We start from the raw sequence: 25,935 nt of genomic DNA on the forward strand, positions 1-25,935 counted from the left end.
CTGCACCAGTCGGCGGGCGCCCCGGCCGTGCAGCGCTACCGGCTAGCCGGACGTCCGGACTGGAATCGCGATCCAAGAGGGGCGTTGCGGACCGTGGTGTATGTCGAGGTCGCTGGACTCGAGCAGCCTGTGCGGATCGCCGAGCACATGCGGAAAGTCCGAATTTTGGATGGCGAGACGCGGTCGATGGCCTGGCTGGATCACCGCGCCGGTGGGGAATACTTCGACCTCCACCTCGACCGGTTGATCAATCGGCATGGGCGCCTGGGATTCCCGGGTGAACGGATGCCACGGCCGCACGATCATGCCGTCGCGAACCACCGATTCGGCCTGGTCGAGTTCGCGCAGTGACAATCGCTGGACTCCGGAACTGAGCTGGATGACCGCCCCGTCCGGGGCGACATCTTCGACACGGACGACGACAATGCCGTCCGGAGACCGCGAGCCGACGACCAGATGCGCGCTGATCGCGCCGGCTAGGTGCAGCGGAGTCTCGGCAACGGGCAGGTCATAGGTAAGACCTTCCATGTCGTTTGCCCGCTGATCGGTGACGCACGACTTATCAAGCATCGCAGGCAATCCCGACAGCGCCTGGGCAGTGGACGCCGAGCACAATCCGGCCAGCGGCCGCGCGGGCACGACATCGGGTCCGCCGTCGCCGTCGCCGGTGGTGAGGCCGCCGGGGCGGCCGACCTGCGCGTTGCCTGCCAGGGAAAGCTTTCAGTAACTGACGTCGGCGGGCGGCTACTGGGTGGTCGTCCGGTATTCCCCGGAGCCCAATTCGACATAGGTGACCGGTGCGATGTCGTCGTCCAAGGTGGGGTCGGGCACGTCACGGACGTAGTGGTCGAACCAGCGCAACGCCAGCTCCGGCTGGTTCGGCCCGGAGAGCGGTTCCGTGTGCAGCGGCGATCGGGTGCCGCTCGCCGCGGTCGCGGCGGCGCTGTGCATCCAATCGCCGATGATCATCTTGACCGGTACGTTGTTCGCCGCCAGTCGCTGATAGAGCAGCGGTCCGCCGCGTTGGAACAAGTCGTAATGCGAGGTCGTCATCAGCGTCGGCACGGTGATCTTGTCAGCCACTTCGCTCGCCGAGCGTTCCCGATACCAAGGGCCGTCGAAGGCGAAGTCGCCATCACCTTGCTGTCCGGGTAACACCTGGAATCCGACGTTGTGCTGTAGCCGGTCGATGACCTTCCCGACCGGATCGCCCAACGCCGAGGCAGACACCGGTGGCAGCGAACCGCCGCCAGTGATGATGCCGATCAGCCCCGACTCCATCGCGGTGGAATTGACTCCGCCGTTCATGAACAGATCCCGAAATGCGTCCACCATGCCCACCGCCGGGAAGATCACCCGCAGCGCCTCCGGCTGCTGAGCAGCGGTGGTGAGGGCGGTCAAGCCGCCGTACGAGGCTCCGGTCAGCCCGATCCGCCCATCGCTCCATTCCCGCTCCGGCGCGGCCGCCCAATTCACCAGTTCCTTGCCGTCCAACTGGTCGCGGGCACTGTTGAGACCCCAGACGCCAGCCGAACTTCCGGTACCGCGAATCTCGGCAGTCACCTGCACATACCCGCGCTCCACCAGATAGTCGAAGGGAAAAGCCAGCGGCGGGAGATTCTTCTGGTGGGAGGTCTGGGTGGCGATCACCGGAAACCGTCCCGGCACCGCCCGCCCATTCTCGGCGGGCCTGCGAATATCCGCGCGAAGGACGACCCCGTCGCTCATCCGGATCTCGGTGTCCTTTTCCACCACCATGTCGTACGTCGCCGGTCGTGCACTCCAGGCCGCCGTATCGCCGGGCACCGCATGCGCCGGAACCGTTGTAGCGCAAAGGATCCCAAGCACTCCCGCGAAGTTGCGAACGCCATGCGGCATGGCCCCTGCCCTCCAACCCGTGCGGCGGCGCCGCTGATGGTGCTACTGGGTGTCCCGACCTGTCAGCGTGCCACGCCGACAGCTACGGGCGCGCTAACTCAGTCGCCCCCGCGTTTCCGGTGCTGAGCGGGCTGGAAAACCCGACGGTCTCGGCTCAGAGGTAGGTGGTGTACGAGGTCGCGCTGTCGGGTTCCTCGATCACCAAAACCCCGGCCGGGTCGGCGAAGTACTCGATCGCAGACGAGGCGGTCAACCGTGAGCCGGGGTGCACGAGCAGCCGGTAGCCCGCCGTATGCAGTGCGCCGACCACTGCCAGCGCCGCCCACCGGGTCGACTCCGGGCTGGCCTCGGGTCTGTTGATGTGCAGGCACACCAGACGCCGAGACCATGAGCTGTGCAGCGACACGACCACATCGCCTTCGCGGTCGTTGCCTTCGTCCGCGACGGAGATTCCCGCGTTGCGGAGTACCTGGGCGGCTCGCGCGGTTTGCTCGAACTTGGCCAGTATGTCCAACGTGATCTCCGGCGGCCAGGCCGCCGAGGTGCGTCGCACGATCTCGCTGCTGCCCAATCCCTGCCGCTTCGCCGCGTGCACCAACTGAACCAACCGGCGGTTGGCCGCGACGAAAGCGCTGACAGCCGCATCCAGTTCCGTTGCGGCGGTGGGCACGTCGCCCGCGTGTTCTTCGGCGGCCTGCGCCGCGGCGGCAGGGTGATCGGCTGATTCTCTGTTCGACTCGTGATTTTCGAGCGCTAACGCTCCCGTGTCGTATGTGGTCACGTCGTCGTACAGGTTCATGGCGGCATATTAGGGCCGATCCGGTCGGCGGTGACCATTGTTTAAGGCAATCTAAAGTTCGCTAAGCGATTGTGTTCCCTGGCAGTACGTCGAGATTTGACTTGCGTAGGCGGCTGTCGGAATCGTTTGGCGGATTGCACAACGGCGGGCTCGATTTATGGACAAATGTCACGACCGAGCCGTGGTTGTGTCCAGGCACAAAATTGCGATCTTTCCGGGCCCGGGTTCGCGGGATTGCCCATCGGCGACGGCTCGGAGAAGTAATGCCGCGGCCGCGGCGGCGTGATCTGGGCGCCACTCAGGGTTAGTGTTACTTAGGGTTTGACGTACCTATCGCCGCTAGTAGATACTGCTGACGCAAGACGGCAGAACACTCCGAAAACGGTCCTCACCACGGCAATTCGTGGGATGAACAGCGGGCGGAAGAATACGATTCCGGCCCGCGTGTACAGGCGCGCCATGACCAGGTGACGTAATGCCACTTATCTCTGTTTCTGGACCGAAGGTGCTATAGAAGGGTCGATAGCTCGACATGGAGATTGCCGATGCCTGAATATCCGCTACTCACTCCTAACACCATCACGTTGCGCCAGTTCGACTACTTTGTGAGCGCGGTGCAACTGGGCTCGCTATCGGCCGCCGCCAGGCGGTTCGGAATAACGCCGTCGGCCATGTCGCAACAGATCGACGCGTTGGAGACCTCGCTCGGCCACAAGGTATTCGACCCGCAGTCGCGCAGGTCGCGGCTCACCGAGTTCGGCAGCGCATTCTTCGCGCAAGCCTCGAATGTCGTGGAGTCCGCCCGTCAGGCAGTAGCCATGGGGCAAACGTTCGGCGACGGCGGGATGACCGTCGGCACCACGCCAACCATTGCCCAGAAGCTGCTGCCCCCGCTCATCTACCGGATGCGGCACGAACGAAACATCGACAGCATAGAGGTGCGATCGTTCACCGATATCCGTGAGTTGAACGCGACCTTCGCGGCGGGCACCCTCGATCTCGCCGTCGGCCCGCTCGGGCAGACGAGTTCACCGGTCGTGCACTGCTTCGGTGCGGAAGAACTCGTCGTCGTCTGCCACCCCAGCCGGCGAAATAGCTTCGACGGCTCATGGAAACAACTCGTCGAGGCGCCCTGGATCCGCTGCGGCGCGAACTCCGATCTCACCGACACCGTTACGCGCGAGGCGGGTCTGGCCGGCGTGCAAGTCCGTTTCACCGTCCGCGCACCCGATGTGTCCACCGCCCTGTGCATGGTGGAACACGGTGTCGGGGTCGCGCTGGTGCCGAAGATGGCCTTACACGGCCCGGGCCGCTTGCTGTCCATTGTTCGATTGTCCCGGCCGATCCGCCGGAAACTGGCCGTCCACGCCCGCGACAAATCACCGCATGTAGTGAAATTCCTCGAGGTCATCAGCGACACCGAACTCATCCGAAAGTTCGGGGCCGCGGGACTGCTGGAGATGCGGACCCCGGATCATGAAGCGGAGCAGGCCTGCTCGCTTTCCGGATAGAGCCTTACCTTCGACTGCCAGGTCTCTCTCGGCGACTGCCAAGATCACTTGTGCGGGCTGGTTTGTCGATTTGATTTCAGTACTCTTCAGGTTGGCGAGTGGGAGTTCTCGCCAGCACAGGTAGGGGGCACATGTGATGCCTTCCGCAACCGAGGAGAGGATTCACCTGATGAAGCGCACCGCGTATGGCTTCGCGATCAGTGCCCTGGTCACCGGCGCACTGGCTGGTGCTGTCTGGACCGGCGGTACCGCTGCCGCCCAAGGCGGCGGCATGACGTACCAGGAGTGCATGTCGACGGGCAAGGACAGCTACCGGCAAATGTACGGCTCGGAAGCGGTCTGCGTCGAAGACGGTTACGGCACCTACAAATTGGAGCCCGACGTAGGGCAGTAATAGGCATCTCGCTCACATTCGATATTGCCAAGGTTTTGAGAAACTGATAGCTTTTTCTCGGGACGTCAATCACGGGGAGATGGACGATACATGGGGATGAACTTTAGAACATGTCTCGCCGAAAATCTTGCTCATAATTCCAGGGGTGACGCCTTGTCTGAATCAGCCGTTCATTACATAAGGAGTTTGTAAATGTCTACCAAGAAACTGATCGCTGCCATGTTTATCCCCTGTGTGTCGGCGGTCGCCGTCGCGCTTTCGGCCCCCGCGTCCGCTGCTCCGGCGCAGCAGATCGACGACTGCTACACGATCGAGACCAAGCAGGGCTGCGTCGGCGAGCAGGAGTGGAACGATTTTCAGCACGGTATGGCGTGTGCCGCACGATTCGGTATCAACCCGATCACAGGTATCGGGAACCTCGCCAACGCGGATTACCGCCGCGAGTGCTTGGGTCTGTGAATCACCGATCATACGGGGCGCCAGTCTCTCGGCGCTCCATGTGAATCTCGCGAGTGCGGGCCCGCTCAACCCTGACTGAGCAGACGGGTACGGCTCCCGCCAGGATTGTCCCAACAACCTTGGTGGGAGCCCACCCATACTCCAAACCTAAGACCGTGTCTCACGTGGCCATGATTCGTTCGGATTGTGTCGGGATCGGCTGTGCTGCATGATGTTCGGTTAGTGGTCGATGAATTGCCGAAACGTCTTGTCCCGGACGAGTTGTGCTATTCGGTTATGCACCAACACTTCTCAGTAGCCGAATACCGCGCGGATCGAATGGTCCGCGTCAGAGATTGCGTGGAGCGACCAGCCCTGACTCGTAGGCCAAGACGACGAGCTGGGCACGATCGCGGGCGTGGAGGTTGGTCATAGCGCGGTTGATGTGGGTTTTCGCGGTGAGTGGACTGATGACCATGCTGCGGGTGATCTCGTCGTTGGTCATGCCCCGAGCTACGAGGGTGACGGCCTCGCGTTCACGGACGGTCAGTTCGTTCAGCTGGGCCGCTGACACGATGGGGGTGAGCGGCTGGGAGACGTATCGGTTGATGAGTAGGACAGGCATCTGTCTATCGATGAGCGCGATGTCGGGCAGATACCGGCGAGCCAGGGTTAGGGCTTGGCTGCCGTCGGCGGCCTCGGTTACCACCTCGATATCGTCTTCGAGGTCGAGCAGAGCGCGGAACCCGCTACGAATCAATGGCTGGTCATCGACGAGCAGGATACGGATCATGACGGCTCCACGGGCAGTTCTGCGTGGACAGAGAAGCCGCCCGCTGGCTTGGGTCCGGCGTGCAGGCGTCCGCCGAGGGCGGTGACTCGTTCTCGCATCCCGAGTATTCCGACGCCGTGTACCGGATCGCTGTCCGGGTGCGCCGCGCCGTCGTCATCGACACGCACGAGCACAGCGCCGTGGCGGTAGTCGATACGGACCGAGGCCGTCGCGGCGTGTGCGTGCCGGGAGATGTTGGTCAGCGATTCCTGCACGATTCGGTAGATGGTGCGCTCCAGTGCGGCTGGTAGGTTCTGGTTCTCTCCCGCGATGGTCAACGTAGTGTCCAAACCCGTGGCACGAGCCCGCTTTACCAGCTCTGGAACCTGCTCTGGACCGGGCCGAGATACGTCCACGTCTTCGCGAAGAGCTTCCAACGTCGCGCGTAGTTCGCGGGCTGCTTCCCGGCCGGCCTCCCGGATCGCCAGCAGCGCCGGGGGGCACTTGTTCACCTCGTTTGTGGGCGACGTGCACCGCAGCCTCGGATTGGATTTTGATGACCGAGATCTGGTGGGTGAGCGAGTCGTGCAGTTCCCGCGCGATATGCAGCCGCTCCTCGTCCGCGCGGTGCCGGGCGGTCTCCTCGCGGGTGCGTTCGGCTTCCTCGGCGCGCCGCTCGGCTTGGCGCAATGCCTCACCGGCCGCACCGGCAGCGACCAGCCACGCCAGTTGCAGCGCGCCGCGTGCCTCGGTGAATGCCCGGCCCACAGCCCAATCAGGATGAGCGAGCAGCATCGCGAACGGCAGCGTGAGTACCAGCAGTACCGAACCCGCTACCGCGACTAGGTTATGTCTCCCAATAGCTTGAGCCATTCAACTGCCAGCGCCATCACGAACCCCGCGCGGTAAGTCATGGCGAGTTTGTCGTACCGGGTCGCGACACCACGCCAGTGTTTGGCCTTGTTGAAGGCACGTTCGACGACGTTGCGGCCTTTGTAGGCAGCCGAGTCGAACGCTGGTGGTCGCCCACCGGTGCGTCCGCGCCGTTTCCGGTGGGCGATCTGATCAGCACGCTCGGGAATGACCGAGCCGATACCTTTGCCACGCAACAAGCTCCGGTTGCTCGCCGAGGAGTATGCCTTGTCAGCGAGTACCCGGTCAGGATTGCGTCGCGGCGGGCCACCGGTCAGCCGAGGCACCGCTATCGCGTCGAGCACCGCCGCCATCACCGGTGAATCGTGGGCTTGTCCGCCGCTGAGCAGCACCGCCAGACCACGACCGTTGCCGTCGGTGGCCAGATGAGCTTTCGTGGTCAACCCGCCCCGAGACCGGCCGATGGCATGATCAGCCGGCTCATAACTCACCGTCCGGGCCAGCAGGGGCCCGGTCACCACGAGATGCGTTGGCACCGTGTTGATGCACCCGCATGATCGAAGAATCCACCGACACAACCCAATCCAGATTCCCGGTCGCATCCGCCAGCGCGGTCAACGCGACCAGCACTCGATCCCAGGTCCCATTACCGGCATACCGGCGATGCCGCTTCCATACCGTCTGCCACGGACCGAACACCGCTGGCAGATCCCGCCACGGCACTCCCGTCCGCAACCGAAACAACATCCCCTCCACCACCAGACGATTGTTTGCAAAGTTGCGGCCGACCTGCCCATCGGACTTCGGTAACAACAGCTCGAGCAACTCCCACTGCTTGTCCGTCAGAACCCGATACCGATCACCAACAATCGTCGCCACGGCAAACATGATGCCCGACCCCGCGATCTACCGGACACTATCCACAGAACCCGATTGGGAGACATGACCTAGTCGTTGCCCGGCCCGGAACATGGCGTAGACCGCGACCAGGAACCCGATCGCGGGGGCCTCGAAACCGATGGCCTGATAACCCAACACAGCCGAACCGGAGATCGCCAGGACGGCGAAAGGAGCCTGGCGGGCCGCGGTGAGCGTGAGCCCGGCGATGATCAACAGCGCGTAGCCGAGTACGCCGACAGCGGTCGGCTCACGGTGCGCACTAAGCCCGGCGACCAGCAGCACGGCCGTGACCGCGGCGGCGACCGCCCATTCTGCGATGCCGACGCGCGCTCTGCTCATGGGTGCACCCTAGCCGCGATCGCGTGGCAGTAAATCTTGTGTAGAGACGATCAATCGTCTACTACGAACGCGGTAGTTCCGCGGCGGATACGGCAATTGCGGCAGTCGGCTACCGCGCCAGCAGCGTCACGAATTGTCTACGCCCGCAAGATGTTCGGTGAGTATCCGGCGGACATGATGTAGTGACGCCGCTTCGCCAAAGCTTCAAGGAGCATCCGATGTCTGTCCGCTATCTCCCTGCCGTCACTGCAGCGGTCCTGCTCGCTGGTGTCGCGGTTGCCGCACCGGTCGCAGCCGAAGTCCAGCTCAGCGCTGCCACCGCCGGGCTGACCTCCGGTCGAGTCGGACCCTCCGTGACCGCGTTGTTTGGACTGATCGGCGTTGCGGTCGGCAGCCGCGCGTTGAATCGGGTTGGCCGCGGCGCCGGCAACGTCCGGAAACAGGCAGCGTCGGCTCTGGTCGCAGGGCTGATGAGCCTGGCTCTGGGAAGCTGGTTCGCGGCCACCGCCGAGGGCGGCCCCGGCACCGGCAACGGAATAGTCGGTGCCTGGGCCGCCATGCTGTTCGGACTGGTCGTCGGCGTGGTACCACTCAACCGATCTCGCCGTGGCGCACGCCCGTGTCGGCGAACAAACGGATGATCGCGGTGTCGCGTCAGTCTTCGAAGCTAGTTCCCCCACAGTCGGCCGTAACTTGCGTAAGGCATCGACCGCCGGCACCGGCGTTGGCTTGTCCGGCACGGTCGGCGGGATCATCTTCAGAAACGGGTCCACGTCCAAGATCTCCTCGCGCGCAAGGTATTTGCAGAACTGCTGAAGACTGCGGTACTGCCGGTTTGCGAACTCCGGGGTGATCGGGCGGTCTGTGCGCTAATTGGGGCGAGTCAGGGCGTCTTCGATGTAGGCGTTGAAACATCGGCAACTTCCGCAAGCTCTTGGTGCGCAAGGAGTTGCCGACCACCTCGGTCTCACTGACCAAGCCGATCCCGCGCCGGTAGGTATTGATCGTGCCGGTGGACTTGTTGGCCTGACACGACGCTCCTACGACGCGTAGAGCGGTTCCCGGGACGCCACAGCTGACCTGACCAGCACACACGCACACTCAAAATTCGGCGTTTAGATCCGTAGCCGTGCGGAAACTTTAAGCGCAAAGCTGCGACCCGCTATTTCAGCGAGCCGCAGCCTGTGGCGCCCCCGGCGGGGCGCAATATAGATGGAAACAGTACCGGCCAGGATCTTCTTGCTGGTCGGTTGGTGATGAAGCCGATTTTGCGTTGTGAACGGCGACAGGATCCGCGTGTCGGCTCGAACCGCTGGCCAGGTTCGAACTCGCAACTACTAGTGGTTAGTTCGGGGTGTTTTGTTATTCACGGTTGATCATGGGCGACCACACGTAGCTGCCGACCTGCGTCGATGCGATAACGCACTGCATACCTGTGCATGGAGGATCACGCGGACTCGCCGAGAAAGCTTGGATTTTTGGGATAGGTCGAATCCACCCACCCATGGTCGCGAACCATTCCGTCGGCGGTGTTATGCGGGCTTACTCGAACCAGAACGCCCTAACTTTCAGGTCCGAGCAGATCCGCGAAAATGTCTCTGAACAGGTCAAACGTGAGCTCTCTTTGGATAAGTCGAAACGGCGGAAGCTCAGGCGTCGCCTTACCGATCAGCAACCAGCCGCGATCATCGCGAGGGCGGTTCGTCAACGATCCCGCTCACCACCGAATATCGACTCAGCAAGGACGCCATCCTTATCCGCGACGGTGAGTCGCTCGCCAGAATCGCCGAGCGGCTCGTGGTCGCCCTCATCACGGTCCCCGGTACGCTCCAACGCCGGACAGCCACGGAGCACCAGATAAGTCCGCAAACTCAGATCCGTTTGAACGGCGGATGAGCGGGTTGCAAACTCATCGCCGACACCGGGCGGCGCGACCGCCTACGTGTACAATCTCAGCCCTAGCCACCGCATTACCTGCTGGCTGGCAACCGGCAGGTTGTGCATGATGACCATGTCGTCGATCGGATAGATCGGGACGCTGCCCAATCGTTGGGCCTCGGCCAGCTCCGCAGTAGGCGGGGTATCAACGGTCAGCGGCCTCTGTATGTAGAAGATTCGATTCACACCCGTCCCTCGAGCCAGGATCGGGGCAGTGATCTTTCCTAGTCCGTCGATGACAACAGGCTCGTTTGTAGCAAGTTCTATTCCGTCGAGGTCGCGGCTCCGCAGGTCAGCCAGCAGTTTGTCGGTCGCCTGGCTGATTCTCACGTTGTCGAGTGCCGGAGCGGTGCCATTCAGGACGTACCTGAGTAGCGCCGCGCCCACCTTCCGATCGAGCAGGCCATGTTCGAAACGGTTGCGGAAGCTACGCAAGCACCGATAGCAGGACGCGTCACAATTCGCCGGACAAGCTTCCAATCGTTCGAGCGCCTTCACGAAGATCGCTCGGCCGTATTCGTGGACCCCGCGGGTGAAGCCTGCCCCGCCTGCCAACGTGTCGTATATGTAGATCTCCGCCTCTAAGCCGCTATTTCCGGCCTGAGTCAGGGCGGGGCGATGTTCAGCTTGAAGTTCGGTTGCGTCGATGTCCAACTCGGTCGCCGCCGAGATAGTGAGGGCCTCGGCGATCGTTCGGAGCGCCACCTGGGTGGACAGTAACTCCGGTCGCAAAGTTATCGGCTGATCGACATTGAGCCGCACCAGCAGCACGTCCGAGATGAAGTCGGTGCCGAGCACCACAGCGTTAGACGAGGCAGAGCCCGAACAGCTCGGTTCTCGCTCGTCGGGGTAGGGCTTGCGGTGGATGCCGACAACAGATCCAGTTGCAGCCGCGGACGGCTCGATCAACCCGCAGCGGGTGCAATAGGTGTATCCCTCGCCACGGGGACCGGTGTTCGTGACAAGCAGTCTGCTGCGTTGATACGTCTGCTCCAGATGGTGGGTTGTGTGGATCCACGCACTGTCCTCTTCTGGACCTTCCGCGACAAGCTTCGCTCGCGTTGCGTAACTGTTCGCGGGCACGTCGTCTGGGCTCGTGCCGGGATTGTCGTTCACGCGGTGGGCGAAACCAGGCGGCCGCATCCAGGTCATCGCCTTACCGAATTTTCCGACGGCGCCACAGGCGGGGCAGTCTCGCACTTCACCACGTCTTGCCTGCTCGTATGGGTAGTGCTTGGCGTGGTGGCAGACCTGGCACTCTAGGTAGAGCCGCCGGTCCTGCCACGCTTGAAAGCGCTCCATGTGGACTGGTGCGTAGATGGCGCCAGATGTCCATTCCTTGTTGTCGATCCACACAGATTTGCCCGGAGCGTATTGGCTCAGCGCGATCGGCAGCCCCTGGCTTGGTTCGTAACGGAACTCGGTGTGGAACGGCTCAGAATTGTCGCGGTCGAATACATGGAACGAGACCACATCCGTCGGGAAGGCATACCGCGGCAGCACGCCTTTGTAGAGCAACCGGTCGAGTAGGTTCGTCTGGCTACGCCGCTCGCTCGGCAGCTCTGAGCCGTCCTCAGCAGGCCCTTCGTCCTCGACCACCTCGCCCTCGTGAGTCGCATACTGGTGTGGCTCAGGCCGAGTGCCGTCAGGCTTGATATCAAGAGCGGTGTCAATTTCCCGCATGGTTTCGGCTACCAACCCGTCAAGGATATCCGCGCGATCGGCTTGTGCGAGCTCAGTCGGCAGCCACTTGCTGATGTCATTCCTCAGCGCTGCCCTGCTTTGTTTCAGCCAGTCCTCGAAGTCGGCTCTGTTGAGTGGCGAAGTCGTTTCAAGGAACCCACGTACAGTCCCAAGTACCTCGAAGAGTTGGGGCTGGTCCTCGGGATCGATGCTAGGCAGCCGGTCCTGGTTGTAGCGCTGCAGCAGATACGCGTTCACATGCCTGCGCACAATCGAAACATTGTCAAGTGTCAGCGTCGGGTCATCGACGTCACCACGGATCATGTGTTCGGGGTTGCGGAAGTAATGATCGTCGTGTGTATCCGCGCTCCCGAATGCGATGACCGTGGCGACTGAGTTTCCGCGGCGTCCAGCGCGACCAGCTCGCTGCTGGTAGTTGGCACGGGATGGCGGCAAGTTACGAAGCGCGACCCCTGACAGGCTCCCAATATCGATACCCACCTCCATCGTGGTAGTGCAGGAGAGCACGTCGATGGCGGCACGCTCTGGCTCGCCAGGCCGCGGCAGGCCGACGTTCACGTCCTGGAACAGCAACTCGTACTCTTCAGCGCGCGAGAAGGCCGCATCGGACTGTGACGCGCCTAGCTGCGCCGTGTGCTCGGCCGAAACAATGCTCATGGGTGATTCAGGTGAAGTCTGCAAGGCACGTGAGGTACTAGCACGGTAGTAGCCCTTGCGTGCTTGGAAGACCTCGTCGGTCTCGGGGTCAAGCGTCCGGACCTTGCCGGCACCGCAGCTGATGCACTTGTCGGACCCGGGGAACGGCCGCTGGGTAAACCGGCATCGCTCGCAGTAGCCCCATAGTCCACCCACCTCCAGAGCGACATTTCCGGCCAGCAGCCGGAATTTCTGACCCGTCCGTTCACAGAAGTTGGTCTGAAGCGTCGGAAGCCACGTAGTCTTGAAGTTCTTCATACCATTTGGTTTGCCCATCCATCGTTCGATTGCTTGGAAGGTTCCGGCATGCGGTTTTACCCCGTCTTTTTGGCGCCACCATTCCTCGGTCATCGATGGGAACCAGATACCGAGCGCGGGGGTTGCCCACTGCCCCAACCATATGCGTATTAGCGCAAGTTTTTCCTCGTCAGTGGTTGCGACTCCATCAATACTCGGCAATTCAGCCAGCAATGCTTCAGTCATGCTTGCCTTCTCGCATAGTGATGCAAGGCCAAGCGCATTCAGACCGTAATGCTTGTCCGTGAGTGCGAGGTGCATGGTACGGAGCAGGGATTGAGGCGGCGTAGCCGTCAGCATGAGGAGTTCCACCGTCGCATTGGTGTTGCCTGTAAGCGCCCCATTCTCGATTGCCTTCTCGACATCTCGGAGGACGTGAAGTGATTCGGTCTGCCGCAACTCGGGCCTCAAACGAACCCGTAACACCTTGGCGCCTACCAACACTGCCAGATAGAGACGCTCCAGGCTTAGCTGCGGAAATATGCCAGGCTGAGCGGCGAGGTCCGTCCAGCCACGAAGGATAAGCGGCCGAATGACATCGCGCATCGAGTAAGCCTGCAGGTTGGGTGCCAGCCGAGCTGCGACTTGGCGTGAGTCTGAGAACGCCAGTACCTTACGACCGCGCAGGGGCGCGAAATCTGTGTATTGGGCACTTGGCGGCTGAACCTCAAGTTGTCGGGCTACTAGAGCCTGGAATGGTTGATCGCCCTTTGTTTGGTGATCCTGTACTGACGACCGACCGAATCCAGCGAGTTGACCGCAGACACCGCATGGCTTGAACTCCCCGTCTGCATGGCCCCGGTCATCACCATCCTCGCTGGTCACGTTCTCGCCACGTCGCAGCGGCGTAATGAATACGGTTCGCTGGCGCGTAGGAGGCTTATCTGGACGAAGACAGCCCGTTACGAGGTCGATTTCGCAGACCTTCACAGGACCGGCAGCCGGTTCTTCAAGAAGCAGATCTAGCGGGAATAGCTCAGGGATCGAGCCTGAACTTGTGTGAAAGAAACTGCCTTGCTCATTCCAGAGGAACGAGGGTTCGGCCAAGTTATCGGTATATGTCCGAGCGTAGGCGGAACCACAGTGGCGGCAAGTAAAGAATTCGAACACCCGGGCTCCGCAATCGCAAGTCGCTTGCGGTTGTGCGTAGAGTTTTCCGATCGGGCTCGGTCCCGGCGGCAGCGCGGTGCGATCGACCGCGTCGCATTCAGGGTCGATACACGCCCAGAGCCCTGGAAGGCCCCGGAAGAAGGCGTGGATCCGACATGGCAAAAGGCCAGCCTCGTCTGGGGTGCGCCGTGCCGCACTGCCTAACGTTACTAATGCCGTCACCGCCCGATGAGCCAGCGAAGGCTCGACGCCCGGGAAGATCGTTTGACCGAGATCGCCAACTGCCTGCGCATTCTGCATGAGTTCGTTGACAAGCAGACTCATAGGACCGTAAGTGACAAGCGCCTCGTCGAGCAGCACTCCGATGCTTCGATTTTTATCGTGAACTCGGCGATAACTCAGAAAGTTTGTAATGGCCTCGGCTCGGGCCGCATCGTTTTCTCCGGCGTAGAAGCTGTTAAGCTGCACGGCGGCAAGTATTGTGGCGTCCGTTTCAGTTCCTTCAATGGCGCCCTCCCGAAGGGCCCACTGGCTGGTGACAGTTCGGAAGTCGCTCGGCTTTTTGCCAGTGAGCTGGGCAGAAAAGTTTCGTGCATACTCGGCGCTGGAGAAACTGGCACTGGTGCAGATTACTTGGAGGCGCTCAGCTGGAATCCCAAGTCGAGATCGGAGACGCCGGAGCAGGAGCGCAACTTCGGCTCCCGCGGCCCCTCGGTAGAGGTGCGCTTCATCCACGATCAGAAGGAATTTCTCGTCGGGTTTGTCGACCAGCCACTGGCGAGTGGCATCAAACACTGGTCGCTCCAGCGGCCGCATCAGCATGTACTCCAACATCGAGTAGTTCGTGATGAGTACGTCCGGAGGCGCAGCAAGTACTTCATGGCGGGTCAGCAGTTCGGGATCGTCCGGCAGCGTGACTGCGCGAATGAAGGCACCGTTCTCGTCCTGCCAGCGCGAGCCTTTCGGTCCGTACCATGCTTTCAGGTCACGCTTTGCGGGCCACTTTCCTCGGGCCTCAAGGCTTCCTTTTAACGCCTTGGCTTGTTTGTGCCACGGTGACCTGACATCAGCAGCCTCGTCAATGAGACGCACGTAGAAGTCCTCGATGGCGCGGAGCCGCTGCTGATCCTTTTTTGTGGTGCGGACGCCGGGGTACAGACTGCGGCTGGTGTAGCGGGCAAAGCGTGCCGGCCTTCCTGCCCATGCCTGGAACTGTGTAGTCACGCGGGGGTCGCCGAGCAGCAGCCGCAGACGCCCGAGTTGATCGTTCACGAGCGCGTTCATCGGATAGAGGATCAGCGCACGGACTGCTGGCGCTTTGAAAGATGACGGATTGCTCGCGGCCTCGGTCGCGAGTTTGGCCACCATCGGTAACAGAAATGACTCGGTCTTGCCGGAACCGGTGCCGGTAGTGATCGCGAGGCTCGCCCCGTCGCGCGACGCCCACTCCAGCGCTTCCGCCTGGTGGGTGTACGGCGGGTTGTAGAGAACACGATCGAAGTCACCGCGCCTCTTCGTCAGCTCATCGAATAGCTGGTGGATGGCTCCGTCGAGGTCGAGGTCCTCGAACTTACGGTCTGTCTGATACCTTGGCGTGCTCTCGATAAATGGTGCTCTGAACAGCACGCCTTCGGCCTCAAGCAGCTGCCTACGCTGCTCGATGATCGTTGGGTGACCGACGTGGTACGTCGCCTCGATATAGTCGCGTAACGCAATCTGTATCTTGGAGATCGTCTCCGAGATCGTGGGCGCGTCAGACGTCATCGTGTACCTCCATTTGTGTCATCCAGAGCATGTCTTTCAGAAACGCAGCCGCGCTGTCGACTGCTTTGGTCGGCACGTGAAACGAGAACAGCGCCTGGGTGGTCCGGCCGAGAGAAAGACCGACGAGTTGTAAATATCGTTCAGCGAAGCTGGGCAGCGGCGAGTAGAAGTCGAATCTTGTGTCGGCGTCAAGATCCTGGCCTGTACGAATACCGAATTGCTGGGGAACGCCGTGCAGCGCGTCGACGGCCGCCTGGTAGCGCCAGGCTTCGTCTCGTCCGGGGACGACGGGATCAGCGATCGGCAACTCGACAAGCCGTTGGGGTATGCCTGCCTCGAAGCGGGCCAAACACCAGAGGTCGGCACCGTAGGCCTGCGGCCGCCGAACGACGAAATCACCCGTGTCAGTGGTTGTAGGCGACCGCCATCGACCGCGGTAATAGCGCACACTCCCCGGACCCAGCAGTTTGAGACCATCGAGTTGTCCAGCTTTGTTGGCTACATTGAGACGAGAGCGGTAACGGTCGACAAAGGCAACTTGCGTTGCCGCCGCGGGGCTCGCTACCCACTGTTCCCGCGGAATTTGTTGAAGGCCGAGCGCCTGAAGCGTCCGGGGAGCCTCTGCTGGGTCGAGTCTCAAAGTGCGGGTGTGCCCTTGATACTCGATGTTCATCTCGGTATCGGTTTCAAGTAGCGCTGCGCCGAATGGCCTAATCCCTAAGACGAGATAGGTGCCAGGCATCCGTTCGATATTGGACGGAGGTGCCAGATAAAGCAGGCGTGTTGGCCGGTCGGTCCCCTGTCGGAGCTCAAGAAGGTCCCCAGATGTAACGAGCAATTCGAGTACAGCGGAGACGTCTTCGCGGCTTAGCTTTCCTACACAGAGCGGATGAATTGCGCTGTAGACAGCGTCGATCAGTGCACGTGGGTCGGTAGGACACATGAACGACGCCGCCCGGCGCAGTGAGGCTGACAATCCCTCAGTAGACACAAGTTCAACGGTGGCCTTATCCAAGTGCAACGTTTCGACCGCGAGGTCAGCCGCTGCGCTCGCCGACAACTTGGTGATCTTCATCAAACCACCCGCCATAAGCCATCGGCGTCGTTGAGTGCCCTCGTGCCCAGTACTGCAAAGCGCGCTGCCCGATAAAGGACCGGCGAGTGCAATATGCGGTCGATGAGAGGTGCGGCCTGCGATGCTTCCCACTCGCCAGTGATGGAGCCCGGCTGGTCGGCGAGCATCAGGATGAACCGCAAAGTCGATCGGTTTACTGGGATACCGGATCTTGCCAGGTGAGGCGCAGCGATGGCGCCGAAGCCGCGTAACAGGGCTTCGGGGGTCGACCACTTGTACAGGCTGAAGGCGATATTTGAGGCGATCGCTTTGTGGGTGCTGTTTGTGCCCACCGCGTCCTGCATCGCACCGAGGAGATCCACCGGATCTGCAGCCACCGCAAGGCGGTGCTCGATCTTTGCCCAGTGGCGGCCTCCGACCATGGCACCAATTGCCCGAGCAATAGCCTGACACGCAAGTCGCTGCGGATGGACAGCAAAGGGATCGGCAGGAAGTGCGGCCGTGCCCCATTGGTTGTGAGCCTGGGCGAGTCGAAGGAGCTCCTCTGACCGCCGTGCTTGTGGGGAGACTACGGGGCGCGCAGGAGCCAACTGCCGCACGGCGTTGGGGTCGGTCGGAAGAATGGTTGCGGCTGTTGCGGGGCCTGCACGGGCGACCGCAAGCCCGCCACGTGGTGGCACATCGAGCGGAACACCCGCATCCTTGCGCACGGCCGCCGTTGGTTCCTCGACATCGAAGAAGTCGACGTAGGTGTCACCGCCGTCCGTGCGGTCGACGAGGGTTGCAACAACTTTGCCATCGTTCGAGCGGGCGAAGTGCCAACGCAGCGGCTGGAATCCTCGTTCACAGGTGAGCGCCGCGAAGCCGACACCATCACGTGAAATCGTGACCACACAAGATTCGGACTGGTCGTATGCATTCCGGTAACGGTGGTTCGTTCGGATAGATTTCGAGATCGCCTTCCAACAACTCTCATCAACAGGCAAGCGAACGGACCGCTGGAGTTGTGCGAGATCGTTGCCAAGGTCATCTCGAAGAGCCACTCTAAGTTCCGCATCAGCCCCAGGAGGGCCGTCGATGGTCAAAATCGAACGCCCGTCCCATAATTCGTTCAAGGTCGGGCGCGCTGGCGCACACAGCATACGGATCCCCTCACCAGTGGTCCCGCATTCGGGGCGAACTAGAGGGTCACGGATCCGAATGGCGATTGAACTCATGCCAAGTCTTCTGTCGTTGGCACCGAGCAGGGTCACTCGGATCTCATGCGTGCCGACGGCAAGGTCCTCGACGGTGAACAGCAACTCCGCGTCGCCCGGTGCCCAATCCAGGAACTTTGCCGTGGCGTCGACAAACAACTGGCAACGCTGGGGGAGTAGATCCGACCAGATTCTAAGGGTGACAGGCTCTCCAGCGAGCCAGTCAGCCTCGGCCTCATCGTCTCTGGCACGTGCGACGACGCCAACAGGACTGATGGCAATATGGGAGATGATCTCTAACCCAATGCCGCGAAGCGCTTTCGCCTCGCTCTCATTGACTTGTTCGGGCACGGACAGCTCATAGGCGCGGGCGTCGTGTACGTCCACTTCGACTTCCACACACCACGGGACTGGCATCGGTGGCGTCGTTATCTTCGCGCCGACAAGGAGGTAGCTGCGTCCAGGACGAACGAACTTCCCTTTGATTTCTACCGCAATGCCAGCGCTCTGACGGTAGAACAGCCACCATGGACCCCGTGTGATGCCGCTGCAGTGGTCAGCGAGAACTTTGTTGGTTGCTTCATCTCCATACAGAAGTTGGAAAAATGGCTGTTCTGGATTTGGCCATGTGGCCAATTGCATCTCCTGACCTGGGTAGAGGAGGGCGCTCGGGGGCACAGGCCGGACGCCTCCGTCCACAGTGGCACGTGAAGTCCGCAGTTGCTCGTATGTGCCGGGGAAATCGGCCCTAAGCGAAGAAAGGTCAGGCAGTTCCGCATGGGCGGTCCACCTAGCCTCACCCCTTAGGAACAGGCGCGGATATGTCTGGCGCGACTTCCGTCTGAGTTCAGGCGCACTGTCAGTTACTTCCGTCTGTGAATGGGAGCCACGGAGTTGGCTGGCTGACCGCCGAGCGGACATGAGCCAGTGGCGTGCCTGTTGTTCCGCGGAGAGACTTCTTACGATCCGATGCAGAGCGGCGGCGGTGAGGGACGGTGTCGGCTCATCGTCACCCGATAGGAGCGCGGCAGCGACCTGACCGACCAGCCTCGTATTCTCGCAGAAGATCCGGAACCGCTCGGTGTATGTCGAAGCACGGTGGGCAAGCAGGGTGCCCAGGGTTGCCGGGTCATTAAGTAGCTCCGTCGTCAGCTCCGCGCTGAACTCGTACAGCAATTGAGCTAGTTGGCGCTGTAGGTACGTCGGCAAAACCGCGTGCGTGATTGGCCATGCGATGATCGTGAAGTTGGATGCAAATGCTCCTGTCGGAACTGCACCACCATAGTTACCGGCGAACGTCTGGAACCAGGCTTTGATCCACCGACGATGATCGCTGTGCCAGCCGGGTGTCGACTGCTCGAAGCTCCCCCAGAACTCGGCCCCGGCGTAGTCATACCCAGACTCGGCGGCGTACACGACGAATGGCAGCCACCATTGCCATTCGCGGCAATCCAGCCCCTCCTTAACCGCGACGCGGACGGCAGACATCAGGAGGTTGAGGTCATCGGGAGGAAGGTTGTGCTCAAGCGCGAACACTGGCGATCTTGTCCCCGATTCCTGGCGTGCCGTGCTCAACTCCGAAAAGTGCAGATCGAGCGACTCATGAAGGTACTCAAGCCATTCGACAGCGGTCTGGGGCGCAACGTCGATCACGGCTGCAGATCCTCCCTGTGCGGTCTCAATCTTGCTGTGGCCCTCAGTGTGGCGCAAGGGTCCGACATTGATTATGTAAGGCGTGTTCCCGCGCTGGTCGTGACTCTGGGTCCGACTGACACTCTGCTGGGTTGTCTTCCAGTTGATCTGTCCGGCCAGTGGCGGGAGCCGCAAGTCTCGCACGGAGGAGGAGGCGGACATGACTTAATCAGGAGCCAGGCAGTTCCCTCTTCAATGTCTTGTCTGCCCGCCCCTCCTTCGGCGTGAGCTCCCCGCCGCACGACGAAGGAGCCCTTTCTCAGCATGACAGAACCCCGCGAGGTCGTTGCGGGCGTGGACACCCGCGCCGACACGATCCATGCCGCAGTGATCACCACGACCGGCCGGGAGGTCGATGACCGCGAGTTCCCCACAACACCAGCCGGTTACAAGGCTGCTGTCGCATTCCTGACCGGCCACGGCATGGTGCTACTGGCGGGGGTGGAAGGAACATCGAGCTATGGCGCCGGGATCACGCGGGCACTGACCGCGGCCGGGATCGAGGTCCGCGAGGTGATCCGGCCCGACCGCAGTGACCGGCGCCGTCACGGCAAATGGGATCCCCTCGCCGCCTACACCGCCGCGCGGATCGCCCTGGCCGGTCGCGACCTGGATACCGAAGGCTGAACAGACCACCGCCCTGCGGGCTCTGCTCACCACCCGCCGCTCCGCGGCCAAGGCCCGCACCGCCGCGATCAACCAGATCAAGGGTCTGCTGGTCAGCGCCCCCGATACGATCCGCGAAAAATACCGCAGAACAACAATATCGGCGCTGATCACCGCGGTGGCCCGCTGCCGTCGCCGACCCCATCGCCGCAGCGGTGCTGATCGCGGCGAAGGCGTTGGCCGAGCGGGTCGAGTTCCTGCAGAACCAGGACGCCGCACTGACCGCCCACATCGACCGGGCCGCACCGCCATCAATCCCGCGTTGCGCGCGGCCTACGGTGTCGGGCCCGACACCGCCGCGCAGCTGATCGTCACCGCTGGCACCAACCCCCATACCGCCTGCACAGCGACGCAGCGTTCGTCGCGTTGTGCGCGACCGCGCCGGTCCCGGCGTCGTCCGGGAAGACCCGCTGCCACCGGCTTTCCCGCGGAGGAGACCGGGCCGGCAACAACGCACTGCACCGAATCGCGCTGGTACGCATGTCCAACCACCATCCCACCCGCGACTACGTGACCCGCCAAACCGCCAACGGACCCCGAAGCAGCAAACTCGACATCCTGCGGCTGCTCAAACGCGCTATCGCCCGCGAGGTCTTCAAACTCCTCACCCGAGAAGTCCCCATCCCCGACTACCGCGACCTGCGACCGGCACGGCAAGCCAAAAACATCACCGCCGCCGCCAACCACTTCGACCTCTGGCCCACCACCATCTCCCGCATCGAACGAGGAATCCAACGCAACGACGACCTCGCCAACACCTACCGACAGTGGCTCACCACCGCTTGACAGGGATAGGAGCATCAAGTAGTTCCTGTCGGGCAACTGACGAGGGCCCTAATGCCCCATTGAGACCGGCGAGTTTGTTTTCTGTGGTTCGTGAGGCGCGAGTGAACGCGTACCGTAACCGATCCCGGCTACGTCGCCATGTTTGCTACCTCTGGCCCGCGATCACCGACCCCACTGCCGCCCTGGCCTTGCAGCAGCGGACCGCAGGCGACCAAAGGCCACTATCTTGGGACGGGCTGAATCGTCATAGTGTTAGCGGAAGCTAGCGGTGGGGAGTGAAGAGTTGCACTTACAAACACCGAACCGGCCCCGGGCACTTCAACTGACGGCCTGAGCATCTGAACTTGGTCCGACGAATTGACGATCGCGTAAAGCCGCGATGTAGTGGCCGGGTCCGTATGACGCGGCGGGATCGGAAGCGCTTCCGCCCGATCGCCGCCGGAGTGGTTCCGGTGCGTCTGGCCTACGCGCTGTCGGTGGCGCTGCTGACCGCTTCAATCCTGATCTCGTTCGTGGCGACGTGGCAGCTGGCCGTGGTGATGGCTGCTTACGTCAGCATCCAGCTGGCCTACTGCTTCGGTCTCAAGCACCAGGCCGTCCTCGACGTCTGCACCGTGTCATCGGGCTTCCTGTTGCGCGCGGTTGCCGGTGGCGCGGCGGCGAGTATTTCTCTGTCGCAATGGTTCTTGCTGATCGCGGCGTTCGGTTCGCTGTTCATGGCCGCGGGCAAGCGCTATGCCGAGTTGAAACTCGCGCTGGACACCGGCGCCAAGATTCGTAAGTCGTTGCAGTACTACACGCCCACCTATCTACGTTTCGTCTGGACCTTGTCGGGCACCGCGGTCGTGGTCTTCGATGGGCTGTGGGCGTTCGAGCCCGATCACAAGAACAACCCGTGGTTCGCAATCTCGATGATTCCCTTCACAATCTGCATCCTGCGTTACGCGGTTGACATCGATGGGGCCGGAGCCGGTGAACCCGAAGAGATCGTGCTGGGCGACCGCATTCTGCAGTCATTGGCCCTGGCGTGTGCCGCAACAATCGGTGTGGCCGTCTACCTCACCTGAGCAGACATATGGGGCACTTGCCGCATCATGAGCGGACATCATGGCTTGGGCTCGAAAAACCGACGACCTGAAATCGACAGATCTGGACGTTCCAAAGCGTTGGTTGCCGAGCGGTCCGAGGCCCGGCCACCGTCCGCTCGGAACCCGCGGGTCGCGGCAATAGCGGACGTCACGCAGGAATGGTGAGCCGGGTTCGTCGGCCTTCAGCATGTGGTGGGCGCGTTTCGTTCAGTCCGAAGCCCGGGTATGGGCGAATGACGTGGCTGGTGGGGCGGGCAAGCCTCCCTCAGCATGGTGAAAACTGCTTCCCCGCCAGCGGTGCTGGCGGGCGTGTGTGGCCCAATGGTACTTGCACACAGGAAGCGGCCACGGAGACCTCTCCGTGGATGATTCTTTGTTGGGGCCAAGGCGTTTGAGTTCCATGACGCCCATCCGTGGCGCGGCTGACGCCGAATACCGAGAGGTAGAACGCTGCGCCCGTTCTGATCGGCCCTGGACGCCTTCTAACGGTACCTCGACTGAACGGCAAGCTGCCTGCTGCAACGACACTGCCCCTTGAGAATGGAGATAGAAATGCCCCCTATTGTCGCCAAAGGCGTTACTCTCGGCGTTTGCTGCCTTACGATCGCCGCAGGCTTGAGCGTCTTCGCTCCACCAATCCTGGCTCAGGCTGGCGCCAGTTACCTTTGCGACGAAATCGAGGTCAACAAAACTCCGCGCGGAGAAGGAGCTGGCAATTGCAAGGCATCCGGAGGTGCCCCAAAAAATGGCAAAATCACACAGAATTTCGAGATATTGGATCGCACGGACCCAGATACCTGGCTCGAGTGCAAGTCGGATAAAAAGAATCCTGCCGGTGAAGCATCTCTTCCGTCCAAGGTAACCGGCTCTAAATGCGAAATGATGTCCCAGGGCGAATGATTCTCGACACCGTCGTCGCCGTCTGTGTCGAGGGAGCCCGGTGGTTCTGCTAGCACAGATTCAAACGCTGCAAACACGACGGTCTCTCTTGAACCGACACCCACAACACTTCACAAAGGCTGCTGCGCACCTCTACCCCTAGCTACGTAGGCGTGGAGGCCAATTTCTTCGACCTTCCGAACTAAGCGCGGAATGGGACGACTTCAACGTCCGCGACATCTGCTAGCGATTTGCCCCGACCCGATTTCGTCTCGCGTCGGGGCATTTTGCCGTTTCGTGTTCGAGAAGCTGCGCCGACGGATTTTCAGACGGTCACTGCTCTGGGGACGCACGGAAATCGGCTACTTAACACCGGCGGTAGGACTTGATCCCGGCCAGGATCGGGTCCAAGTACCCGGTGAGAAGCTCGCAAATCGGCTGCCCACCTGCGTCATTGGCGTGGCTCTCACATGGCTTGCGTCTCGCCGGGCATCGTGCCGTGAATGGCTGAAGAGGGGTTTGCCCAGCTCGAAGTAGCGGTGCCTTCCCGCACGGACCTCACACGCCGATTCGGGAAGGACGCCACTGGTGAAGGTCATCATCGGAATGGACCCGCACAAACGCTCAGCCACGATCGAGATCATCGACCCCACCGGCACCGCGCTGGCCACGGGCCGATACGGCACTGACAACGCTGGCTACAGCGAAATGCTTATCGCTGCAAGGAAATACAAGGATCGAGTGTGGGCGATCGAGGGCTGTAACGGCATCGGCCGCCATATCGCGCACCGGCTGGTCCACGACAGCGAGACCGTGATCGACGTGTCGGCGAAACTCTCCGCGCAGATTCGGGTTTTCACGACCGGCAACGGCCGCAAGACCGACCCCGTCGATGCGCATTCGGTGGCGTTGGCGGCGTTGCGGTCACCGAATCTTCGCCAAGTGCACGCCGATTCGGAGCTGATCGCGTGGGCATGCTCGCTGATCGCCGCGGCGAACTCGGCCGCGCCCGCACCGACACCGTCAACCGGCTGCACCGGTTGCTGCTGGAAGCCTGACGATCAGCAGCTGAAGTCGACATTCGAAGGTGCGCTCGCTCGAGCCACCGCCGGTGAAGGGGTTCGGACCGATAGCGGACTGGACTTCGAGACCTTCACCGCGTTGGCGAACGTAAGCGCGGCCTGGCCGACAGTCCCACCGACGCTGATCGAGGCTGCACGAGCAACCTTCGCTCGCCAACTCGACGGTTCCAACGGCGCAGTCGACGTGCCCTCATTCCTGCGCGGAAGGCGAGATAGCTGACGCGGTCAGCCATCTGACCGCACGTGTTCCGGCAGGTTGTCAATGGCGTTGACCTACCGATGCGCCGAGATCACCCGGACTTCCCCGAGCTACCGCACGAAGTCCGGTTCGTCGTCGAAATCGAAGGAGTTCCTTCGTCGCGAACGACCATCGATCCGGCCCCCTCGCTGGATCCGAATGCAGCCCAGCGCAACCCATCCCTGCCGCAGGGTCCTCCATGCTGCCGCGGCCAGCGTGTTCAACTGCATTCCCGTCGTGATCGGGGCTTCTCCCGGCTTGTTCACGATGCCGGTCCCCGGTGCCTGGCAGGCGAGGAGCTAGACATGGGAGAACATGACCAGCGAGAATGCGCACCGAACAGACCCGACCGCCACCGAGCATGATCGTCGGCTGGTTGCTCGTGGACCGCAGCCCGAGGGGGACTTTCGGTCCGCTCCTACGCGTGCCGGTCACACGACTGGAATCCCACTATCGCTGATCTCGCTTCCCCTCGGCTTACCATGCAGGTAGGCAACGAGGCCCTGTGACAAAAGTCAATTCGGTACGAGCGCGCGTTGAGAAGGGCTGTCAGCCAACCAGTTCGGGACGGTTGGCCATCGCGCGCCACGGCGGGATTCGCGGATGTTTGGCAAGTCAAAGATCGCGATAGGCTGCCTGTCGATTGCGGCGGAATCGTGAGTGCAACTGGGGGGATCGTGGTGATGCGCGGCGAAGAAGCGATATCCCGCGACGCGGCGGTGACCCGTGATATCTCGCGCCCGGAGCGCCTGCACGTCCACGGAGCTGTCTCCACGGCCCTGGCACTGCACAGCGATCTTGCGTTGCGCGAGCTCGTAGATGCGGCCGTGCCGATCGGTTCCGGTATCGGCGGGAAGTCGGCGCTGCTGGAGATCGCCGGAAATCCAGTCTTCGTGAAGCGAGTGCCCCTCACCGACCCGGAACGGCAGCCGGAGCACGTCCGGTCCACGGCGAACCTGTTCGATATGCCGATGTTCCTCCATTACGGCGTCGGCCTCATCGGTGGGGCGGGTTTCGGAGCCTGGCGCGAACTCGCCGTGCACACCATGACGACGAATTGGGTGCTCGCTGCCGAACGCGAGGGCTTCCCGCTGATGTACCACTGGCGGGTGCTGCCGGATACGACGCCGCTACCGACCGAACTCGCCGACATCGATCACGCCGTCGCCTACTGGGACGGCCGACCCCAGGTCCGCCACCGGATCGAGACCCTCCGGGACTCTTCGGCGAGCATCGCGCTGTTCCTGGAGTACATCCCGCACACCCTGCACGAGTGGCTGAACGCCCAGATCGAGGCGGGCGATGAGGCCGCCGACCGGGCCTGCGCCATGGTGGAGCGGGAACTGGCCGTCGGCACCGCATCCATGAACAGCCGTGGGCTCCTGCACCTCGACGCGTACTTCCAGAACATCCTCACCGACGGTCGACGCCTCTATTTCGCCGACTTCGGCCTCGCGCTCTCCTCCGGGTTCGACCTCTCGCCGCAGGAAGCCGCGTTCTTCGACCAGAACCAGAGCTATGACCGCGGCTTCACAGCCACCTACCTGGTGAACTGGCTGCTCACCGCCCTGTACGGGCTCCGGCGGGAAGATCGGGAGACACGCGCCGCGATGGTGCGCGCCATCGCCGAGGGCACGCCGCCGGAGGGTTTCCCCGAGAGAGCCGCCGCGGTCCTCACCCGGCAGGCGCCGGTCGCCGCGGCGATGTCCGCGTTCATGCATACGTTCCAGCAGACGAGCCGGAGCACCCCGTATCCGGACGAGGAGATCCGCCGCCTGCTGGACGGCCAGGCTTCTGTGTCCGTCTCCACTCGCCCCTGA

General features: G+C 62.1%; 21 protein-coding genes and 1 pseudogene. 12 read left to right on the forward strand and 10 right to left on the reverse strand.

Features of this window, described 5'->3' with window-relative positions; genetic code table 11:
• Nucleotides 1-42: 42 nt before the first annotated feature.
• The 3 genes from ACIA8C_RS04695 to ACIA8C_RS04705 all read right to left on the reverse strand — a co-directional run bounded on the left by ACIA8C_RS04695 (nucleotide 43) and on the right by ACIA8C_RS04705 (nucleotide 2,677).
• Nucleotides 43-639 carry a CocE/NonD family hydrolase C-terminal non-catalytic domain-containing protein gene (locus tag ACIA8C_RS04695; protein WP_397130878.1) on the reverse strand — a complete coding sequence of 199 codons (597 nt, stop codon included), beginning with the start codon at nucleotides 637-639 and terminating at the stop codon, nucleotides 43-45.
• A 105-nt stretch (nucleotides 640-744) separates the two neighbouring features.
• A complete protein-coding gene (locus tag ACIA8C_RS04700; protein ID WP_397130879.1) occupies nucleotides 745-1,806 on the reverse strand; it encodes a CocE/NonD family hydrolase in 1,062 nt (353 codons plus the stop codon).
• Nucleotides 1,807-2,032: 226 nt separating this feature from the next.
• Nucleotides 2,033-2,677 carry a hypothetical protein gene (locus ACIA8C_RS04705; protein ID WP_397130880.1) on the reverse strand — a complete coding sequence of 215 codons (645 nt, stop codon included), beginning with the start codon at nucleotides 2,675-2,677 and terminating at the stop codon, nucleotides 2,033-2,035.
• Nucleotides 2,678-3,222: 545 nt separating this feature from the next.
• Between ACIA8C_RS04705 and ACIA8C_RS04710 the strand changes: the two genes are divergently transcribed.
• The 3 genes from ACIA8C_RS04710 (at nucleotide 3,223) to ACIA8C_RS04720 (ending at nucleotide 5,041) form a co-directional block, all read left to right on the forward strand.
• A complete protein-coding gene (locus ACIA8C_RS04710) occupies nucleotides 3,223-4,188 on the forward strand; it encodes a LysR family transcriptional regulator (protein WP_397130881.1) in 966 nt (321 codons plus the stop codon).
• A gap of 169 nt (nucleotides 4,189-4,357) precedes the next feature.
• The gene (locus tag ACIA8C_RS04715) at nucleotides 4,358-4,582 is read left to right on the forward strand and encodes a hypothetical protein (RefSeq protein WP_397130882.1); all 225 of its coding nucleotides are present in this window, start codon (nucleotides 4,358-4,360) and stop codon (nucleotides 4,580-4,582) included.
• A gap of 192 nt (nucleotides 4,583-4,774) precedes the next feature.
• Entirely contained in the window at nucleotides 4,775-5,041 is a 267-nt protein-coding gene (locus tag ACIA8C_RS04720) for a hypothetical protein (protein WP_397130883.1), read from the forward strand.
• A 328-nt stretch (nucleotides 5,042-5,369) separates the two neighbouring features.
• Here the strand turns inward: ACIA8C_RS04720 and ACIA8C_RS04725 are convergent, their stop codons facing one another.
• Nucleotides 5,370-5,813 carry a response regulator transcription factor gene (locus tag ACIA8C_RS04725; protein ID WP_397130884.1) on the reverse strand — a complete coding sequence of 148 codons (444 nt, stop codon included), beginning with the start codon at nucleotides 5,811-5,813 and terminating at the stop codon, nucleotides 5,370-5,372.
• On the reverse strand, nucleotides 5,810-6,130 hold the full coding sequence (locus ACIA8C_RS04730) for a sensor histidine kinase (protein WP_397130885.1): 321 nt from the start codon (nucleotides 6,128-6,130) through the stop codon (nucleotides 5,810-5,812). Before ACIA8C_RS04730 ends, ACIA8C_RS04725 begins: the two co-directional genes overlap by 4 nt.
• A gap of 232 nt (nucleotides 6,131-6,362) precedes the next feature.
• Here ACIA8C_RS04730 and ACIA8C_RS04735 point away from each other — a divergent pair, with 232 nt between their 5' ends.
• Nucleotides 6,363-6,638 carry a hypothetical protein gene (locus ACIA8C_RS04735; RefSeq protein WP_397131839.1) on the forward strand — a complete coding sequence of 92 codons (276 nt, stop codon included), beginning with the start codon at nucleotides 6,363-6,365 and terminating at the stop codon, nucleotides 6,636-6,638.
• On the opposite strand, the gene ACIA8C_RS04740 is transcribed toward ACIA8C_RS04735, so the two are convergent.
• A protein-coding gene (locus tag ACIA8C_RS04740; protein WP_397130886.1) for an IS5 family transposase occupies nucleotides 6,635-7,553 on the reverse strand; the annotation gives its coding sequence in 2 pieces (ribosomal slippage) (nucleotides 6,635-7,166 and nucleotides 7,165-7,553; 921 coding nt in all). The genes ACIA8C_RS04735 and ACIA8C_RS04740 overlap by 4 nt on opposite strands.
• An 18-nt stretch (nucleotides 7,554-7,571) precedes the next feature.
• Nucleotides 7,572-7,904, reverse strand: a complete 333-nt coding sequence (locus ACIA8C_RS04745) for a hypothetical protein (RefSeq protein WP_397130887.1) — start codon at nucleotides 7,902-7,904, stop codon at nucleotides 7,572-7,574.
• Between the two features lie 218 nt (nucleotides 7,905-8,122).
• Between ACIA8C_RS04745 and ACIA8C_RS04750 the strand changes: the two genes are divergently transcribed.
• Nucleotides 8,123-8,545 (forward strand): DUF6223 family protein, encoded by a 423-nt coding sequence (locus ACIA8C_RS04750; protein ID WP_397130888.1) that lies wholly within the window; start codon nucleotides 8,123-8,125, stop codon nucleotides 8,543-8,545.
• 1,297 nt (nucleotides 8,546-9,842) lie between these two features.
• On the opposite strand, the gene ACIA8C_RS04755 is transcribed toward ACIA8C_RS04750, so the two are convergent.
• Genes ACIA8C_RS04755 through ACIA8C_RS04765 form a run of 3 tightly spaced genes read right to left on the reverse strand, consistent with a single transcriptional unit; the run spans nucleotide 9,843 to nucleotide 19,337 of the window.
• The gene (locus ACIA8C_RS04755) at nucleotides 9,843-15,413 is read right to left on the reverse strand and encodes a DEAD/DEAH box helicase (protein WP_397130889.1); all 5,571 of its coding nucleotides are present in this window, start codon (nucleotides 15,411-15,413) and stop codon (nucleotides 9,843-9,845) included.
• A complete protein-coding gene (locus ACIA8C_RS04760; RefSeq protein ID WP_397130890.1) occupies nucleotides 15,403-16,488 on the reverse strand; it encodes a hypothetical protein in 1,086 nt (361 codons plus the stop codon). Before ACIA8C_RS04760 ends, ACIA8C_RS04755 begins: the two co-directional genes overlap by 11 nt.
• Complete coding sequence (locus tag ACIA8C_RS04765; RefSeq protein WP_397130891.1) at nucleotides 16,488-19,337, reverse strand: hypothetical protein; 2,850 nt, start codon at nucleotides 19,335-19,337, stop codon at nucleotides 16,488-16,490. Before ACIA8C_RS04765 ends, ACIA8C_RS04760 begins: the two co-directional genes overlap by 1 nt.
• 303 nt (nucleotides 19,338-19,640) lie before the next feature.
• On the opposite strand from ACIA8C_RS04765, the gene ACIA8C_RS04770 reads away from it, so the two are divergent.
• The 7 genes and pseudogenes from ACIA8C_RS04770 to ACIA8C_RS04800 all read left to right on the forward strand — a co-directional run bounded on the left by ACIA8C_RS04770 (nucleotide 19,641) and on the right by ACIA8C_RS04800 (nucleotide 25,935).
• Entirely contained in the window at nucleotides 19,641-20,003 is a 363-nt protein-coding gene (locus ACIA8C_RS04770; protein ID WP_397130892.1) for a transposase, read from the forward strand.
• A gap of 194 nt (nucleotides 20,004-20,197) precedes the next feature.
• A complete protein-coding gene (locus ACIA8C_RS04775; protein ID WP_397130893.1) occupies nucleotides 20,198-20,350 on the forward strand; it encodes a hypothetical protein in 153 nt (50 codons plus the stop codon).
• A gap of 31 nt (nucleotides 20,351-20,381) precedes the next feature.
• On the forward strand, nucleotides 20,382-20,828 hold the full coding sequence (locus ACIA8C_RS04780) for a transposase (protein ID WP_397131810.1): 447 nt from the start codon (nucleotides 20,382-20,384) through the stop codon (nucleotides 20,826-20,828).
• A gap of 416 nt (nucleotides 20,829-21,244) precedes the next feature.
• Nucleotides 21,245-21,895 (forward strand): annotated as a pseudogene (locus ACIA8C_RS04785) (decaprenyl-phosphate phosphoribosyltransferase); the annotation flags it as partial.
• Between the two features lie 573 nt (nucleotides 21,896-22,468).
• On the forward strand, nucleotides 22,469-22,816 hold the full coding sequence (locus ACIA8C_RS04790) for a hypothetical protein (RefSeq protein WP_397130894.1): 348 nt from the start codon (nucleotides 22,469-22,471) through the stop codon (nucleotides 22,814-22,816).
• A 567-nt stretch (nucleotides 22,817-23,383) separates the two neighbouring features.
• Nucleotides 23,384-24,097 (forward strand): transposase, encoded by a 714-nt coding sequence (locus tag ACIA8C_RS04795; protein ID WP_397130895.1) that lies wholly within the window; start codon nucleotides 23,384-23,386, stop codon nucleotides 24,095-24,097.
• 674 nt (nucleotides 24,098-24,771) lie between these two features.
• Nucleotides 24,772-25,935 carry a protein kinase family protein gene (locus tag ACIA8C_RS04800; protein WP_397130896.1) on the forward strand — a complete coding sequence of 388 codons (1,164 nt, stop codon included), beginning with the start codon at nucleotides 24,772-24,774 and terminating at the stop codon, nucleotides 25,933-25,935.

The sequence above is a fragment of the Nocardia sp. NPDC051321 genome (genome assembly GCF_044455225.1).
Taxonomy (GTDB): Bacteria; Actinomycetota; Actinomycetes; order Mycobacteriales; family Mycobacteriaceae; genus Nocardia.

Bases quoted from the DNA above. Each gene is read 5' to 3' on its own strand.
- ACIA8C_RS04710 (WP_397130881.1), top strand. From the start codon at position 3,223: ATGCCTGAATATCCGCTACTCACTCCTAACACCATCACGTTGCGCCAG.
- ACIA8C_RS04755 (WP_397130889.1), bottom strand. From the start codon at position 15,413: ATGACGTCTGACGCGCCCACGATCTCGGAGACGATCTCCAAGATACAG.
- ACIA8C_RS04715 (WP_397130882.1), top strand. From the start codon at position 4,358: ATGAAGCGCACCGCGTATGGCTTCGCGATCAGTGCCCTGGTCACCGGC.
- ACIA8C_RS04760 (WP_397130890.1), bottom strand. From the start codon at position 16,488: ATGAAGATCACCAAGTTGTCGGCGAGCGCAGCGGCTGACCTCGCGGTC.
- ACIA8C_RS04725 (WP_397130884.1), bottom strand. From the start codon at position 5,813: ATGATCCGTATCCTGCTCGTCGATGACCAGCCATTGATTCGTAGCGGG.
- ACIA8C_RS04790 (WP_397130894.1), top strand. From the start codon at position 22,469: ATGCCCCCTATTGTCGCCAAAGGCGTTACTCTCGGCGTTTGCTGCCTT.
- ACIA8C_RS04750 (WP_397130888.1), top strand. From the start codon at position 8,123: ATGTCTGTCCGCTATCTCCCTGCCGTCACTGCAGCGGTCCTGCTCGCT.
- ACIA8C_RS04720 (WP_397130883.1), top strand. From the start codon at position 4,775: ATGTCTACCAAGAAACTGATCGCTGCCATGTTTATCCCCTGTGTGTCG.
- ACIA8C_RS04705 (WP_397130880.1), bottom strand. From the start codon at position 2,677: ATGAACCTGTACGACGACGTGACCACATACGACACGGGAGCGTTAGCG.
- ACIA8C_RS04745 (WP_397130887.1), bottom strand. From the start codon at position 7,904: ATGAGCAGAGCGCGCGTCGGCATCGCAGAATGGGCGGTCGCCGCCGCG.
- ACIA8C_RS04770 (WP_397130892.1), top strand. From the start codon at position 19,641: ATGACAGAACCCCGCGAGGTCGTTGCGGGCGTGGACACCCGCGCCGAC.